This is a genomic window from Acidisoma sp., assembly GCF_965199065.1.
Taxonomy (GTDB): Bacteria; Pseudomonadota; Alphaproteobacteria; order Acetobacterales; family Acetobacteraceae; genus Acidisoma.
Window position 1 is genome coordinate 1,392,462 of sequence record NZ_CBDAQN010000001.1, and the last position, 15,179, is coordinate 1,407,640.

At 67.3% G+C, this 15,179-nt stretch carries 15 protein-coding genes; 4 read left to right on the top strand and 11 right to left on the bottom strand.

Annotated elements, in window-relative coordinates:
- Positions 1-25: 25 nt before the first annotated feature.
- From mutT to ACOEQ1_RS06550, 3 genes are read right to left on the bottom strand one after another with little or no spacing between them, the layout of a single operon-like run.
- Positions 26-1,036, bottom strand: a complete 1,011-nt coding sequence (gene mutT, locus ACOEQ1_RS06540) for an 8-oxo-dGTP diphosphatase MutT (RefSeq protein WP_419758387.1) — start codon at positions 1,034-1,036, stop codon at positions 26-28.
- Positions 1,017-2,252 (bottom strand): bifunctional glutamate N-acetyltransferase/amino-acid acetyltransferase ArgJ, encoded by a 1,236-nt coding sequence (gene argJ / locus ACOEQ1_RS06545; protein ID WP_419758388.1) that lies wholly within the window; start codon positions 2,250-2,252, stop codon positions 1,017-1,019. The genes mutT and argJ overlap by 20 nt, the downstream gene beginning before the upstream one ends.
- Before the next feature lie 12 nt (positions 2,253-2,264).
- Complete coding sequence (locus ACOEQ1_RS06550; protein WP_419758389.1) at positions 2,265-3,011, bottom strand: peptidylprolyl isomerase; 747 nt, start codon at positions 3,009-3,011, stop codon at positions 2,265-2,267.
- Between ACOEQ1_RS06550 and ACOEQ1_RS06555 the strand changes: the two genes are divergently transcribed.
- Both ACOEQ1_RS06555 and secA read left to right on the top strand, forming a co-directional pair.
- Complete coding sequence (locus ACOEQ1_RS06555) at positions 2,995-3,273, top strand: hypothetical protein (RefSeq protein ID WP_419758390.1); 279 nt, start codon at positions 2,995-2,997, stop codon at positions 3,271-3,273. The genes ACOEQ1_RS06550 and ACOEQ1_RS06555 overlap by 17 nt on opposite strands.
- Before the next feature lie 355 nt (positions 3,274-3,628).
- Positions 3,629-6,358: a preprotein translocase subunit SecA gene (secA, locus tag ACOEQ1_RS06560; RefSeq protein ID WP_419758391.1), complete on the top strand. Its 2,730-nt coding sequence runs from the start codon at positions 3,629-3,631 to the stop codon at positions 6,356-6,358.
- Positions 6,359-6,396: 38 nt separating this feature from the next.
- Here secA and ACOEQ1_RS06565 read toward each other — a convergent pair whose 3' ends face one another.
- The 6 genes from ACOEQ1_RS06565 to ACOEQ1_RS06590 form a co-directional block, all read right to left on the bottom strand.
- Positions 6,397-7,191 carry a DUF4239 domain-containing protein gene (locus tag ACOEQ1_RS06565; protein WP_419758392.1) on the bottom strand — a complete coding sequence of 265 codons (795 nt, stop codon included), beginning with the start codon at positions 7,189-7,191 and terminating at the stop codon, positions 6,397-6,399.
- A 90-nt stretch (positions 7,192-7,281) separates the two neighbouring features.
- The gene (locus ACOEQ1_RS06570; protein WP_419758393.1) at positions 7,282-7,485 is read right to left on the bottom strand and encodes a hypothetical protein; all 204 of its coding nucleotides are present in this window, start codon (positions 7,483-7,485) and stop codon (positions 7,282-7,284) included.
- Positions 7,469-8,497 carry a cytochrome d ubiquinol oxidase subunit II gene (cydB, locus tag ACOEQ1_RS06575; protein WP_419758664.1) on the bottom strand — a complete coding sequence of 343 codons (1,029 nt, stop codon included), beginning with the start codon at positions 8,495-8,497 and terminating at the stop codon, positions 7,469-7,471. Before cydB ends, ACOEQ1_RS06570 begins: the two co-directional genes overlap by 17 nt.
- 5 nt (positions 8,498-8,502) lie before the next feature.
- Entirely contained in the window at positions 8,503-9,960 is a 1,458-nt protein-coding gene (locus tag ACOEQ1_RS06580) for a cytochrome ubiquinol oxidase subunit I (protein ID WP_419758394.1), read from the bottom strand.
- Positions 9,960-10,607, bottom strand: coding sequence for a GbsR/MarR family transcriptional regulator (locus tag ACOEQ1_RS06585; RefSeq protein WP_419758395.1), 648 nt, complete (start codon positions 10,605-10,607; stop codon positions 9,960-9,962). Before ACOEQ1_RS06585 ends, ACOEQ1_RS06580 begins: the two co-directional genes overlap by 1 nt.
- Before the next feature lie 97 nt (positions 10,608-10,704).
- On the bottom strand, positions 10,705-11,724 hold the full coding sequence (locus tag ACOEQ1_RS06590; protein ID WP_419758396.1) for a cation diffusion facilitator family transporter: 1,020 nt from the start codon (positions 11,722-11,724) through the stop codon (positions 10,705-10,707).
- A gap of 93 nt (positions 11,725-11,817) precedes the next feature.
- On the opposite strand from ACOEQ1_RS06590, the gene hisF reads away from it, so the two are divergent.
- Complete coding sequence (hisF, locus tag ACOEQ1_RS06595) at positions 11,818-12,600, top strand: imidazole glycerol phosphate synthase subunit HisF (RefSeq protein WP_419758397.1); 783 nt, start codon at positions 11,818-11,820, stop codon at positions 12,598-12,600.
- Positions 12,597-12,938: a phosphoribosyl-ATP diphosphatase gene (locus ACOEQ1_RS06600; protein WP_419758398.1), complete on the top strand. Its 342-nt coding sequence runs from the start codon at positions 12,597-12,599 to the stop codon at positions 12,936-12,938. Before hisF ends, ACOEQ1_RS06600 begins: the two co-directional genes overlap by 4 nt.
- Positions 12,939-12,956: 18 nt before the next feature.
- Here ACOEQ1_RS06600 and ACOEQ1_RS06605 read toward each other — a convergent pair whose 3' ends face one another.
- The gene (locus ACOEQ1_RS06605; RefSeq protein WP_419758399.1) at positions 12,957-13,589 is read right to left on the bottom strand and encodes a DNA-3-methyladenine glycosylase family protein; all 633 of its coding nucleotides are present in this window, start codon (positions 13,587-13,589) and stop codon (positions 12,957-12,959) included.
- A gap of 16 nt (positions 13,590-13,605) precedes the next feature.
- Positions 13,606-15,156 carry an exodeoxyribonuclease VII large subunit gene (xseA, locus tag ACOEQ1_RS06610; RefSeq protein ID WP_419758400.1) on the bottom strand — a complete coding sequence of 517 codons (1,551 nt, stop codon included), beginning with the start codon at positions 15,154-15,156 and terminating at the stop codon, positions 13,606-13,608.
- Between the last annotated feature and the right edge of the window lie 23 nt (positions 15,157-15,179).

Sequence of the window (15,179 nt, forward strand, 5' to 3'; positions counted from 1 at the left end):
CATCAGATTTCGGGAGCGCGAGACCCTACAGCAGGTCGCGCAGCATGGGGAGCAGCGGCCGGTCGGCCGGCAGGAACGGATAGTCGGCTAATTCGTCCGGCGCGACCCACCGGATCGTTTGCCCCTCATGCGGAACCGGCGTGCCCTGCCAGCGCCGGCACAGGAAAAGCGGCATGAGCAGGTGAAACCGCTCATAGGCGTGGGACGCGAACACGAAGGGCGCCAGACAGGAGCGCGACACGTCGATGCCCAGTTCCTCGCGCAGTTCACGCGCGAGCGCATCTTCGGGGCTTTCGCCCGGCTCCAGTTTACCGCCCGGAAACTCCCAAAGGCCGGCCATCGCGCGGCCTTCCGGGCGGCGCGCGATCAGCACCCGTCCCGAACCGTCGATCAGCACGCAGGCGGCGACCAGCAGCAGCGGCACGCCTCCGGCTTCGGGGCTGGGCTGGTCGGGCACCGCGGACACATCCCCCCGGCTGGCCGCGAACCGCCGCACGGGCTGGGTACCGCCGCCCCGCGACAGAAAGACCTCCTGCCCGGCCCCGGTCTCCTGAAAGCCGGCCGCCGCCAGCACACGGGCCGACGCCGGATTATCGTTCGCGACCACGGCCTCGACGCAGTCGAGATCGAGATTGGCCAGCGCCCAGCGCACCACGCGCGCCGTCGCCTCGCGCGCCACACCATGCCCCCAGAAGCGCCGTCCGACCCAATAGCCGAGGGTCGCCCGCCGCTGTCCCGGCATCAGCTTGAGGCCGATCGCGCCTACTAAAATCTCTCCACCGGTTTCGACGCCGGTAATCGCGAAATGATAGGCGGCACCGTCCTGCCGCTGGGCGACGGAGTCTGCGATCCACTGGTCGGCCAACAGGCGGGGATAGGGGAATGGCACGGTCTGCAACATGCGGCAGACCTCCCAGTCGTTCAGCAGCCGGTGGAGCTGTTCGGCGTCATCGGGGGTCAGCGGCCGCAGCACCAGCCGTTCGGTCGTCAGTTCGGTGCAGGACGGCGCGGGGGCATCAGCTTCGATAGCTGCCATTGATATCGATATATCCATGGGTGAGGTCGCAGGTCCAGACCGTTGCCTCGCCATCCCCCAGACCGATATCGACGGCGATGTCGACCTCGCGCCTCTTCATGTGCGCGACCACCGGCGCCTCGTCGTAACCCGGCACCACGGTGCCGTTGCGCGCCATCCAGGTGCCGCCCACGCCGATCGCGAGGCGGTCGCGGTCGGCGGGCTCACCCGACTTGCCGACGGCCATCACGATCCGTCCCCAGTTGGCGTCCTCGCCGGCGATCGCGGTCTTCACCAGCGGCGAATGGGCGATGGCGAAGGCGATGGCGCGGGCCGATTTCTTGTTGGCGGCGCCCGTCACGGTGATGCGGACGAGCTTCTGCGCGCCCTCCCCGTCCCGCACCACCTGCAAGGCGAGGTCGTGCAGCACCTCGTCCAGCGCGCGGCGGAAATCGCGCAGCATGGCGCCGCCCGACTCCGGCACGCGCGGATTGCCCGCCGCGCCGGTCGCGAACAGCAGAACCGTGTCGCTGGTGGAGGTGTCGCTATCCACAGTCACCGAGTTGAAGCTGGGGCCGACGCCCTTCGACAGCAGGGACTGCAACGCGGCCGACGGGATGGCAGCGTCGGTCGCGATGAAGCACAGCATCGTCGCCATGTCGGGGGCGATCATGCCGCTGCCCTTGGCGATGCCGTTGATGGTCACCTCGACCCCACCGATGATCGCGCTGCGCGTGCTGCCCTTGGGGAAGGTGTCGGTCGTCATGATGGCGCGGGCGGCGTCTTCCCAGCCGTCCTCGGACAGCGTCTCCGCCAGGGCCGGCAGCGCCTCGGTGATACGCTCGGCGGGGAGAACCTCGCCGATCACGCCGGTCGAGGCCAGGAACACCTGGGTCGCCGGGCATCCGGCCAGCGCGCCGGCGGCCTTCGCGGTTGCCTTCACCGTGGCGACGCCCGCCTTTCCGGTGAACACGTTGGCGTTGCCGGCATTGACCACGAGCGCGCGCGCCTTCCCGGCTTCCAGCACCGAGCGGCACCAGTCGATCGGCGCACCCGGGCAGCGGTTGCGGGTGAAGACGCCCGCGACCGTGGTGCCACGCGGAAAGACCATCATCATGAGGTCGCGCCGGCCCTTGTAGCGGATGCCGGCCTCCGAGGCGCCCAGACGCACGCCCGCGATCGGTCCGAGGTTCGGCAGCGGCACCGCCAGCGGCGAGACGCCCGTGATCGCGGCCATGCCGGTTTTCCGTTACTGCGAGCCGGCTGGCAGGGTCAAGGGCGAGCCGTCGGGCGCATATTCCTTGATCGCCACCTGGCTGCGCACGGAGGTCAGCAGGTTGTGGATGCCCTGCTGGATCAGCTCGTTGCGGATCTTGTCGTGGACGGAGGCGAGGGTCGGCGCCGGATCGACGCGGTGGCCGAGCACCTGGATGACATGCCAGCCAAACTGGCTGTGCACCGGCGTCTGGGTAATCTGCCCGTCCTTCATGGCGAAGGCGGCGTTGGCGAATTCAGGCACCATGTCGGTCTTCTTGAACCAGCCGAGGTCGCCGCCGTTCACGCTGCCCGGATCGGTCGAATACTTCTGCGCCAGCTTGGCGAAGTCGGCGCCGTTGTCGAGCTGCTTGATGATCGACTGCGCCTCCGCCTGGGTCGGCACGAGGATATGGCGGGCATGGATTTCCTCGACGCCGGGCTTGTTCGCATATTCCTTCTGGTATGCGGCATTGATTGCCGCTTCGCTGATCTGCGGCCCGACCGTCTTGGTGATCAGCGCCGCCTGCAGCACCTGTTCAGTGCCGATCTCGATCCGCTTCTGGACGGTCGGGTCGTCCAGGAGCCCGTCCTTCTTGGCGGCGATCGACATCGCCTTCTGGTCGACCAGCTGATCGAGCAGGATCGGGTAAAGCTGATCGGGCGACATGCCTTGCAGCTGTTGCGGCAGGTTGCGGGTCATTTCCGACAGCTCGGACAGATGGATGGGCGCGCCGTTCACCGTGGCGATGACCGGATCGGTGGGCGTCCCTGTTGCCGGTGTCGGCACGCCGCCTGCTGGGGCTGCCGATGATGTCCCCGAGGGCGCGGCGCTTTGCTCTGCCGGGGTCGCGGGTGCCGCGCTTTGCGCCGCCGGGGTCGCGGGTGCGGCGCTTTGCGCTGCCGGGGTCGCGGGCGCGGCGCTTTGCGCCGCCGGGGTCGTGGGAGCGGCGCTTTGCGCTGCCGGGGTCGTGGGCGCGGCGCTTTGCGCCTGGGCCCCCTGAGCCGCAAACGAAAGCCCGAGGGCGGAGCTGGCCAACATGGTCAGCAGAAGGCGGGAAGAGCGCATGAAAACCTCGAACGTCGCTTGGGTGCCAAAGGCGGCGGACAATGGCCGAAGAGCCGTCGGGCCACAAGGCGGCTCCAGGTTACGGTCCTACTTCAGTTTGAAGACGCAGCAGGACACAGGTGCTCCGCCAGGGATGCCGCAGGCGCGCGTTGACCCGCCTTTGCGCCAGTCCTATCAAAGGCGCCCCATCAAGGCTGACGGACCAGGCTACCTGGACCGCCTAGCCTCTGGGCGGACGCGCTTGACCCGTAAGCCGAGCCTTCGCCCGGCCCTTCTGACCCAAGGTAGTCATGTTCGGATCTTTCGCCCGCATCTTTCTCGGAACCAGCAACGAGCGCACGCTGAAGGGCTACCGCCGCATCGTGCCGCAGGTCAATGCGCTCGAGCCCGCAATGGTGGCTTTGTCGGACGAAGCGCTGCGTGCCAAGACTGCCGAATTCAAGGACCGCATCCTGGGCGGCGAAGCGCTCGACAACATCATGGCCGAGGCCTTCGCCACCGTGCGCGAGGCGTCGAAACGTGTTCTCGGCCTGCGCCACTTCGATGTGCAGCTGGTTGGCGGCCTCGTCCTCCATAACGGCCGCATCGCCGAGATGAAGACCGGCGAAGGCAAGACGCTGGTCGCCACCCTCCCCGTCTATCTCAACGCGCTCTCCGGCCGCGGCGTGCACGTGGTGACCGTGAACGACTACCTCGCCCGCCGCGACGCCGAGAGCATGGGCGAACTCTATGCCTTCCTCGGCCTCTCCACCGGCATCATCGTGCACGGAATGGAGGACAGCCAGCGCCGCGCCAGCTACGCCTGCGACATCACCTACGGCACCAACAACGAGTTCGGCTTCGATTATCTGCGCGACAACATGAAGTACCGGCTGGAGGACATGGTCCAGCGCGACTTCCACTATGCGATCGTCGACGAGGTCGACAGCATCCTCATCGACGAAGCCCGCACGCCGCTGATCATCTCCGGCCCGGCGGAAGACTCGTCCGACCTCTATCGCCGCGTCGACGAGGTGGTGATCCAGCTGGTGCAGGACCCCACGACCTTCGAGAAGGACGAGAAGCTCAAGGCGGTCACCATGACCGAAGCAGGCTCCGAGAAGGTCGAGGAGATGCTGCGCGAGGCCGGCATCATCGAAGAGGGCGGGCTCTACGATGTCTTCAACATCTCGGTCATCCACCACGCCCAGCAGAGCCTGCGCGCTCACACGCTCTTCTCCCGCGACGTCGACTACATCGTGCGCGACGACAAGGTCATCATCATCGACGAGTTCACCGGCCGCATGATGGAAGGCCGCCGCTATTCGGAGGGTCTGCATCAGGCGCTGGAAGCCAAGGAACACGTCACCGTCCAGCCCGAGAACCAGACGCTCGCCTCGATCACCTTCCAGAATTATTTCCGGCTCTATCCGAAGCTCGCCGGGATGACCGGCACGGCGATGACCGAGGCGGACGAGTTCGAGGAGATCTACAAGCTCTCGGTCGTCGACATCCCGACGAACGTGCCGGTCGCGCGCAAGGACGAGGACGACGAGGTCTATCGGTCCGCCGCCGAGAAGTACACCGCCCTCGCGGGCCTCATCGCCGAGACGCGCAAGCGCGGCCAGCCGGTGCTCGTCGGCACCACGAGCATCGAGCGGAGCGAGTTGCTCAGCGAGTTGCTGAAGCGGGAAAAGGTGCCGCACGCGGTGCTGAACGCGCGCTTCCATGAGCAGGAGGCGGTGATCATCTCCCAGGCGGGCGCGCCGGGGGCGGTCACGATCGCGACCAACATGGCCGGCCGGGGCACCGACATCAAACTCGGCGGCAACGTCGAGATGCGGCGCCGGCTGGAACTCGGCGCCATCGCCGACCCCGAGGAGTACGCCCGCCGCGATGCGGAACTCGTGGTAGAAGTGGCTCGCGCGCATGATGCGGTGGTGGCGGCGGGCGGCCTGTTCGTGATCGGGACGGAGCGGCATGAGAGCCGCCGCATCGACAATCAGCTGCGTGGCCGGTCGGGCCGCCAGGGCGATCCGGGGCACTCGCGCTTCTTCCTGTCGCTCGAGGATGACCTTATGCGCATCTTCGGCTCGGACCGGATGGGCGGCATGCTGCAGCGGCTGGGCCTGAAGGAGGGCGAGGCGATCACCCATCCCTGGATCAACCGGGCGCTGGAGAAGGCTCAGAAGAAGGTCGAGGCGCGCAACTTCGACACGCGGAAGAACCTGCTGAAGTACGACGACGTGATGAACGACCAGCGCCGCGAGGTGTATGGCCAGCGCCGCGAATACATGAAGCAGGAAGACGTTTCGGAGACGGTCGCGCAGATGCGGGCCGAGATCATCGGCGACCTCGTGGCGCGCCGCATCCCCGAGAAGGCATTCGCCGAGCAGTGGGAGACGGCGGAACTGGCCGAGGATCTCGAGCGCCTGCTGGGCATGCGCCTCCCTGTCGAGGATTGGGGCCGGGAGGAAGGCATCGACGAGACCCATATCCGCGAGCGGGTCGAACAGGCGGCGGATGCGATGATGGCCGCCAAGGCGGCTAACTTTGGTCCCGAACTTATGCGGATGATCGAGAAGTCGTTGCTGTTGCAGACGCTGGACCAGGTCTGGAAGGAGCATCTTCTCAACCTGGACCATCTGCGCCAGGGCATCGGGCTGCGCGCCTACGGTCAGCTCGATCCGCTGCGGGAATACAAGACCGAGGCCTTCGCGCTCTTCGGCGCCTTGCTGGAGGATTTGAAGGAGCGGGTGACGGCGAGCCTTTCGCGGGTCGAGATCGGCCAGCCGGCGGAGCCGCCGCCGACACAGTCCGGTCCGATGTTCGAGAACCATCCCGAGGAGGTGCTAAACCAGAGCTTCGGCACCAACACGGGCTACGCCGCCGGTGCGGTGCTCGAGGCGCCGGTGGCGGCCGAAGGTGCGGCATTCTCCCTGGCTGATCTGCCGGAAGCCTGGCGGAGCACGCCGCGCAACGCGCCCTGCCCTTGCGGCTCCGGCAAGAAGTTCAAATACTGCCACGGCCGCCTGACCTGACGCGGCATAGGGCGCGCCGCACCACGACCTCGCTGGCGCTATGGCTGCTTGCCGACCGTCATCAGGACGTATTCGATCGGCTCCAAGGAGACGCGCACGCTCCCGAAAAACGGGTGGTCCATCGTTATGATCGCGAATAGCGCTAGGAAGATCACGGCGGTCAGCATGCCCGACATCACCATCTGCACCCAGACGTGGCGCGTGCCAAAGAACAGGGTGAAGGCCACATTGAGGATCGCGCCACCGAACAGCGCGATCCAGACGACCCTTGGCACTGTGCTCCCGCCTAACTCCAGTCGATCCCGCCGGCCGTCGGAGAGCGTGGTGAGGGCGCTCAGGAGGTTCTGATAAGCGTCTGACTGCTCGAGTGTCTGGGGATGAGCGTTCAATACCGCAGCATAAAGCGCGGTGAGGGCGTTCGTGGCATTCCGCGACACCAGACCTCCTGCAGCCAGCAGCGGCCCCTCCTCATTGACCAGGACTTCTCCATAGTTAAAAGCGGCCTGCCGGATCATCGCAGCCGCATCCGGCCCAACACCGCCCGCAAGACGAAAGGTGGTCGACAGCGCCGAGGCTTCTTCGATGACCGCCGTGCTCCCGTCGCGGAAATTCTCCCAGACCACGATCACAGCGAAGCCGAGCAGGACCGCGTAGATCACGCCGAGGACGGCGTATTTGAAGCCGGCGACCTCGTTATTGACCTCTAGCCGGCTGAGCCCGAACACTCTCCGGACAAGGAGAGTCGAGGCCATTACGATGACGGTCGGAACCACGACGATAAGGAGAACGGACTGCCAAAGCGGCACGCCGGACAGCCACATGACAAAGGTCAATCGTCGAACTCCGTGCTTCGCCGCGGGCGCCGTCATTTACCACGGCTTCATCCCTAGCCCACGCCGGAAAGCAGGAACAACCTCCTCGTCTTACTTCGGCACGATGGCGTTCAAGAACAGCGCCACCGTTCCGAACACGACGACGCTGACGACATAGATCGCCAGGAACCAGACCCAGCGCCTGGCGGCGTCACGGCGTGCGAGGGCCTGCTGCCACCGTGCAGCGCCCGGGAGGCGCGCGACGGCACGCGCCAGACGGTCGAACGGGTCCTGGCGATCAGTGGTAATGCGCACCGGGTTCCACCTTTCCGCGAAAGATATAATAGGACATCGCATTGTAGGCGAGGATGAGCGGGATCATCACCACGGCCCCGACCAGCAGGAAGATCTGACTGGAGTGGACAGACGCCGCCTGCCAGATGGTGAGCGACGGCGGCACGATCATGGGGAAGATCGAGTAGCCGAGACCGAGGAACCCCAGGGTGAACCAGCCGAGCGCGCAGAAGAACGGCACCTTCTCGTGGGCGGCGCTGTCCTCCCGCCTGAGCGCCAGGAAGAACACCACCGCCAGCACGATGCAGAGCGCCGGCGCGACGCCGGTCGCCAGCATGCCCGGCCAGGCGAACCAGCGGTGGTTGAAGGTCGGGCTCAGGAAGGGCGTCCAGAGGCTGACGACGGCCAGCATCACGAGCAGGACGATCCCCAGCACGAAGGTGTGGCGCCGCATGTTCGCATGCAGGCGGCCGGTCGTCCGCCAGATCAGCCAGCTCGACCCCAGCAGGGCATAGCCGAAGACGACGGCGATGCCGCAGAAGACGGTGAACGGCGACAGCCAATCCAGCGGCCCTCCGGCGAACTGGTTGTTGGCGACCTTGGTGCCCTGGATGAGCGCGCCGAGGATCGCGCCCTGGCAGAAGGCGGCAAGGACCGAGCCGCCGAGAAACGCCCAATCCCACCAATGGCGCTGGCTTGGGATGGCGCGGAAGCGGAACTCGAAGGCCACGCCGCGGAAGATCAGCCCCATGAGCATCACGAAGACCAGCGGATAGATCGCCGGCAGGATGACGCTGTAGGCCGTCGGGAAGGCCCCGTAGAGGCCGCTGCCGCCCAGCACCAGCCAGGTTTCGTTGCCGTCCCAGACCGGCGCGATGGTGTTCACCATCACGTCGCGGTCGTGTTCGTCATGCTCGGCGGCGAACAGCATGCCGACGCCGAGATCGAAGCCGTCGAGCACGACGTAGGCCAGGATCACGAAGGCCATGATGCAGGCCCAGATGACGGGCAGCACGGGTTGCCCAGCCAGCATCGCGCTCATTCCGCGGGCACCCCGATCGGATCGCCGGGCCGGGTCTCCTTGCGGCGGCCGGTGCCACCGGCCGGGCCCGGGGTGATGCCCTGGGTGCGCTGCGGCGGATCATTGGCAGGGGGCTGCTCGTCCAGGCTCGGCGGATAGGCCATCATCGCCAGCAGGTAGCGGATGCCGATCCCGAAGATGACCGTGTAGATCACCAGGATGAGGGCGCAGGAGAAGGCCACCATCGGGAGGGTCACCGGCGAGACGCTCTGCGCCGTCCTCAGCTGCCCATAGACGGTCCAGGGCTGGCGGCCGACCTCCGTCGTCGTCCAGCCGGCGAGGATGCAGAAGAAGCCGGCGGGCGAGAGGGCGATCGCGGCCCGGTGGAACAGCGGCGTGTCGTAGAGCCGCCGCTTGTAGCGCAGCCAGAGGCTGACGAGGCCGAGGGCGAACATCAGCATCGCCACGCCGACCATCAGGCGGAAGGACCAGAAGACGATGGAGACCACCGGCCAGTCGTTCTTGGGGAAGGCGTCGAGCCCGCGGATCAGCCCGTTCCAGCTATGGGTGAGGATCATCGAACCGACGTGCGGGACGGCGATTTCAAACCGGTTGCGGTTCTGGGACGTGTCCGGCAGCCCGAACAGCACCAGCGGCTGGCCTGCCTTGGTGGTGAAATCACCCTCCATCGCGGCGATCTTGACCGGCTGATACTGCAGCGTGTTCCGGCCCTGTTCGTCGCCCGCATACATCTGGATGGGCATGACGACGGCGGCCATCCACATGGCCATGGAGAACATCACGCGGGCCACCGCGTTGCGGCGGTCGCGCAGCAGGTGGTAGGCGCCGACGCCACCGACCGCGAAGGCGGTCGCGAGGTAGGCGGCCAGCACCATGTGCACCCAGCGATAGGGGAAACTCGGGTTGAAGCAGATCGCCCACCAGTCGGTCGGCACGAAGGCGCCGTCCTTACCCACGGTGAATCCCGCCGGCGTCTGCATCCAGGAGTTGGCCATCAAAATCCAGCTGGCCGAGATCAGCGTGCCGATCGCCACCATGCAGGTGGCGAACAGATGCAGCTTGCGGCCCACGCGCTGGAGCCCGAAGATCATGATGCCGAGGAAGCCCGCCTCCAGGAAGAACGCGGTCAGCGTCTCCCAGGCCAGCAATGGCCCGAGGATCGGCCCGGCCTTGAACGAATAGCCGCTCCAGTTGGCGCCGATCTCGTAGGCCATGACGAGGCCTGAGACGACGCCCATGGCGAAGGCGACCGAGAAGATCTTCAGCCAGTAGCGAAAGGCCGCCATGTAGACGTCCTGGCCCGTCGCCAGCCACAGGATTTCGAGCACCGCGAGGAAGCTCGCCGATCCGATCGAAAAGGCCGGGAAGAGAATGTGGAAGGCAATGGTGAAGCCGAACTGGGCGCGGGCAAGAATGACCGCGAGAGCCGGCACAGCCGTGGCAGCAGCGCTCATCACATCAAATCCTCATCAAATGAGCCCTCTTCCGGCGTACGGGTCTCGCCCGGAAGAGGATCGGTCGAATTCGCGCCAGCCGCGCCTCTCGAACCGCGGCCGGACCCGATCAATGGAAGCCGGTTCTTAAGCTCCAGCAGCCGGACGACGCGCCCGCCAAGCCGGATAAGCTCCGTGAGCTGCTCCGTTTCGAGCTTCTGGATGTCCTCGGACCAGCGCGTGATAAGCTCGAGAAGGTCGTGCATCTCCTGCATGCGGCGATGCGCGTGTTGGTCGGTCTCGCCCGATACGCGGTCGAGCAGCAGGTCGCGCAGAACCGAAAGTGTGGGATCGAGTTCCCTGCGCCGCCGCTCCTCGGCGAGCGTGCGGACGATCTGCCAGACATCGTCCGGCGTGGAGAAGTGCTCGCGCCGGTCGCCGGGCAGGTGCTGGAGGCGCACCAGCCGCCAGGCCTGAAGCTCCTTCAGCCCCATGGAGACGTTGGAGCGCGAGAAACCGAGCGCTTCGGCGATTTCGTCCGCGGGCAGCGGCCGCGCAGAGAGGAACAGCAGGGCGCAGATCTGACCTACCGTCCGGTTGATACCCCAGCGGCTCCCCATCTCACCGAAGTGCAGCACGAAAGCCTGGACGATTGGCGACAGTTCCACAGTCGAGAACTTTCAGTAACTTCTGAAAAGACGATACGCGCTGCCGCTCGCTCGATCAAGCCGATCGGTCATGCCACGGCAGCATAGCGGGAGACGCTTAGACAACGTGATCGGGCGCCAGCCGGCACTGGCCTTCCGCATCGATCTCGATCTGCAGCGTGGCGTGTCCGATGCGGAAGCGGCGCCTGAGCTGATCTGATGTCACACGCAGAAAACCATCGCCGGGGTGAGTGCCGGGGATCACGAGATGCCCGGTGAGTGCCGTCTCGGTGGTGCTCATGGACCAAATGTGCAGGTCGTGCACCTCCGTGACACCCGGAAGCTCCCTTAGGTAACGACGCACGGCGGTCGCATCGACGCCGTCCGGCACAGCGTCGAGCGACATGCCCACCGATTGCCGGAGCAGGTCCCATGTCCCGGCGACGATGACCACCGATATGACGATGGACATGATCGGGTCGAGCCGGTTCCAGCCTGTGAGGCTTATGATGAGTGCTGCGACAACCACGCCCGCCGAGACCATGGCGTCGGCCAGCATGTGCTGGAAGGCGCCGCGGATGTTGATGTCGCCCTTGCTGCCCGAGGCGAAGAGCCAGGCACTGATGCCGTTGACGGCGATGCCGACGCCCGCGACGATCATCACCGTCACGCCGGCGACGGGCGCCGGGTGGATCAGCCGCTGGATCGCCTCCAGGAAGATCGCGCCCGTCGCCAGCATCAGGAGGCCGCCATTCATCAGCGCGGCGAGGATCGTCGTGCGCCCGAGGCCATAGGTGAAGCGGGCGGTGGGCGCTCGCCGCGCGAGGACGGTCGCGAGCCAGGCGGCGCCGAGGCCCGCCACGTCGGTCAGGTTGTGGGCGGCGTCCGCGATCAGGGCGACGGAACCCCCGAGCAAGCCATAGACGACCTCGGCGACGACGAAGCCGATGTTGAGGATTATGCCGATCAGGAAGGCGCGGCCGAAATTGGCCGGTGCATGAGAGTGCCCCGCATGGGAGTGCCCGGCATGGGAGTGCCCGGCATGGGAGTGCCCCGCGTGTCCGTGTTCGCCATGATCGTGGTGATCGTGCCCCGCCTCGTCGTGTTCCAGGTCGTGGTCTTCGTCGTGGTCGCTCATGCCGTCACCGTGGGCGCTGGGCGGAAGCGCGCGCTCTCTTGCGGGAAAGGGCCGCCTCGCCCACAAGACGGAGACGATGACGAGCGCCCTGCCATGTTGAAACTTCGGGTCATTCCATGCCTGGACGTGAAGGACGGTCGGGTGGTGAAGGGCGTCAATTTCGTCTCTCTCCGGGATGCCGGCGATCCCGTTGAACAGGCGGGGTTATACGATGCGGCCGGTGCCGACGAGCTGACCTTCCTCGATATAACCGCAAGCCACGAGAACCGCGATACGATCCTCGATGTCGTTTCCAAGACCGCGGCGAGGATCTTCCTCCCGTTGACGGTCGGCGGCGGAATCCGGTCCACCGCCGACATGCGCCGCCTGCTGCTCGCCGGCGCCGACAAGTGCAGCGTCAATTCGGCCGCCATCGCCCGCCCCGAACTCGTCAGCGAGGCCGCGGAGAAATTCGGCAACCAGTGCGTGGTGGTCGCCGTGGATGCCCGTGCCGCGGGGCCTGGGCGCTGGGAGGTCTTCAGCCACGGCGGACGGACGGCGACCGGGCTCGACGCCGTCGCCTGGTGCCAGCGGATGGCCATCATGGGCGCCGGCGAGATTCTGCTGACCAGCATGGACCGGGACGGCACCGGGCGCGGCTTCGACCTCGATCTGCTGCGGGCAGTCTGCACCTCGGTGACGATCCCCATCGTCGCGTCGGGCGGCGTCGGCAGTCTCCGCCACTTCGTCGAGGGCGCCCAGGCCGGGGCGACCGGGCTTCTGGCCGCGAGCGTCTTCCATTTCGGCCAGTTCACGATCGCGGAGGTGAAGCAGGCGTTGAACGACGCCCGCCTGCCGGTTCGCATGCCGCGCATCGCCGGGGGATCACCACCATGACCGACGCGCCCAGGCTCGATGCCACCGTGCTCGACCGGCTGTGGGAAACGGTCGAAAGCCGCCGCGGCGCCGACCCCGCATTCAGCCACTCCGCCCGTTTGCTCTCGCGCGGCACGCCCAAGATCGCGCAGAAGTTCGGCGAGGAGGCGGTGGAGTGCGTCATCGAGGCGGTGCGTGGCGAGGATCGCGCGGCACTCATCGCCGAGAGCGCCGACGTCCTCTTCCACCTGATGGTTCTGTGGGTTGATGCGAAGGTTCGGCCCGAGGAGGTCTGGGCCGAACTCGCGCGGCGCGAGGGCATCAGCGGGATCGCCGAGAAGGCGTCGCGGCCCCGCTGATGAGACCGGACTGAGGCGTTAGCTGGCCTTGTAGGGGATTTTCTTCCCCTCGTCGGCGGCACGCCAGAGGTACCAGGCCGCAGTGCTGCGGAACGGCGACCAGGGCAGGCCGAGCTGAGCCAGCGCCTTGGGTTTCGGCCGTGTCTCGAGACCGTGCAGGATGCGATAGCCTTCCTGCACGCCGAAGTCGTCGACCGGCAGGATATCCGGCCGCCCGAGGTTGAAGATCAGGAGCATCTCCACCGTCCAGCGGCCGATGCCGCGCACCGTCGTCAGCCGCTCGATCAGTGCTTCGTCGTCGAGCCGCATGGCGGCGCGCCGGGTCGGCACGATGCCGTCGAGCGCCTTGCGGCAGAGGTCGTGGATCGCGGCGATCTTGTTTTCCGACCAGCCGCAGCCCTTCAGCGCCATTACGTCGGTCAGCAGGATCTGCTCAGGCTTTGGAAAGCCGCCGCCCTGGTAGAGCGCGATGAACCGGCCAAGGATCGCCTCCGCCGCGCGGGCATGGAGTTGCTGATGGGCGACAGCCCGCAGCAGCGCCTCGAAGGGTTCGCGCGCCGGCTCCGTTTTCAGGCGGCAGGGCCCGATGCGCTTGATGAGGGGGGCGAAGACGGGTTCTGCGGCTCCAAGATGGCGGCGGGCAATGGTCACGCGCGGCGCCGCCCGGTCACAGCAACGAACCCTGTTGGGCCGGGTTCCGAGGCCGAGAGGGGCGAGGCGCCGCAGCCTCGCCATCCGCTGTCGCGGCTACCGTGCCATCGGCAAATTGCAGCCGCAAAGCGGCGCGCGGCGCCACCTCGCCCGCGCGCGTCAGCGGGTGCCCGGCGGGGTCGGAGACCAGCGCGAAGCCCCGCTCCAGCACTGCCATGTAGGAGACCGAATCCAGCCGGGCGGCCAATCCCTCCAGCCGCGCCCGCGCCTCCCGCTGCCCAGCCACCACGGGCGCCGGATGCAACCGGGCGCTGACGCGCCCCTCGGCCTGCGCCAGCACCGAGACCCGGTGCCGCACGCCTGAACCCAGGCCCTGCGCCCCGAGCGCCATGGCGTTCCGGCGCAGCGCCAGCAGCTGCGGCAAACCGAGCCGCAACCGGGTCTCCGCCTCCCGCACATGGCGGCCCAGGCCCTGCAGCCAAATGGAGGGCGCCGGCAGCCGCTCGGCGGCGTGGCGCCACTCGGCCCGCCGCAGCATCAGCAGGCTGCGCGGCGCCATCCGCAGGCGCTCCACCCGATCGTCCAGCCGCTGCCGCGCCTGCCCCAGCAGGCTCGCGATATCGGGCAGACCCCGGCTCGCGCCGGTCACGCGCAAGCGTCCCTCGCCCATCCGCCGCGCCAGAGCCGAGGTCAGCCGTCCCGCCTTCTGCGCCACGTCGGCGACGAGCTCGATCCGCGACGGCACCGCGAGTTCGGCCGCCGCGGTCGGCGTCGGCGCCCGCCTGTCCGAGGCGAAGTCGATCAGCGTCGTATCCGTCTCGTGTCCCACCGCCGAGATGAGCGGAATGCTGCACGCTGCCGCCGCGCGCACCACGGCCTCGTCGTTGAAGGCCATGAGGTCCTCGAGGCTGCCGCCGCCGCGCGCCACGATCAGCACATCGGGGCGGGGGATCGCGCCTGCCGGCAATGCCGACATGCCGGCGATGGCCGCGGCGATGCGTGCGGCCGCGCCCTCGCCTTGCACGGGCACCGACCACAGCAGGATCGGGCGTGGGAAACGACGCGCGATCGTGGTGCGGATGTCCTGCAGGACAGCGCCTTGCCCCGAGGTGATGACGCCCACCAGCTTCGGCAGCACCGGCAGCGGCCGCTTGCGGGTTTCGGCGAACAGCCCCTCCTCCGCCAGCCGCACCCGCAGCATCTCGATGCGCGCCAGCAGCGCCCCGGCGCCCGCATACTCCATCCGCTCGACGATGAGCTGGTAGCTCGACCGCTCGCCATAGGCGGTGACGCGCCCGGTGGCGATCACCTCAACCCCGTTCTCGGGCACCAGACCCAGCCGCGAGACGGCCGTTTTCCAGATGATCCCGGCGAGCTTCCCGTTCTCGTCCTTGAGCGAGAAGTAGATGTGGCCGGAGGAGTAGCGCTTGAGTTCGGTGATCTCGCCGCGCACCCGCACGCGGCCGAAGGCGCCCTCCAGCGTGCGCTTCACGGCGGCGGAAATCTCGCCCACCGAGTATTCGGGGATGTTCGTCACAGCGGCTGGGGATTCGAGCGTTTCGGCCATCGCCGCAGGATATGCTAGAGCCG

What these genes read in the sequence shown, in the direction of transcription:
- ACOEQ1_RS06555 (WP_419758390.1), top strand. Translation starts at nt 2,995, where the DNA reads ATGGGCGCGCCGTTCACCGTGGCGATGACCGGATCGGTGGGCGTCCCT.
- ACOEQ1_RS06590 (WP_419758396.1), bottom strand. Translation starts at nt 11,724, where the DNA reads ATGAGCGACCACGACGAAGACCACGACCTGGAACACGACGAGGCGGGG.
- xseA (WP_419758400.1), bottom strand. Translation starts at nt 15,156, where the DNA reads ATGGCCGAAACGCTCGAATCCCCAGCCGCTGTGACGAACATCCCCGAA.
- secA (WP_419758391.1), top strand. Translation starts at nt 3,629, where the DNA reads ATGTTCGGATCTTTCGCCCGCATCTTTCTCGGAACCAGCAACGAGCGC.
- hisF (WP_419758397.1), top strand. Translation starts at nt 11,818, where the DNA reads ATGTTGAAACTTCGGGTCATTCCATGCCTGGACGTGAAGGACGGTCGG.
- argJ (WP_419758388.1), bottom strand. Translation starts at nt 2,252, where the DNA reads ATGGCCGCGATCACGGGCGTCTCGCCGCTGGCGGTGCCGCTGCCGAAC.
- ACOEQ1_RS06580 (WP_419758394.1), bottom strand. Translation starts at nt 9,960, where the DNA reads ATGAGCGCTGCTGCCACGGCTGTGCCGGCTCTCGCGGTCATTCTTGCC.
- cydB (WP_419758664.1), bottom strand. Translation starts at nt 8,497, where the DNA reads ATGCTGGCTGGGCAACCCGTGCTGCCCGTCATCTGGGCCTGCATCATG.
- mutT (WP_419758387.1), bottom strand. Translation starts at nt 1,036, where the DNA reads ATGGCAGCTATCGAAGCTGATGCCCCCGCGCCGTCCTGCACCGAACTG.
- ACOEQ1_RS06600 (WP_419758398.1), top strand. Translation starts at nt 12,597, where the DNA reads ATGACCGACGCGCCCAGGCTCGATGCCACCGTGCTCGACCGGCTGTGG.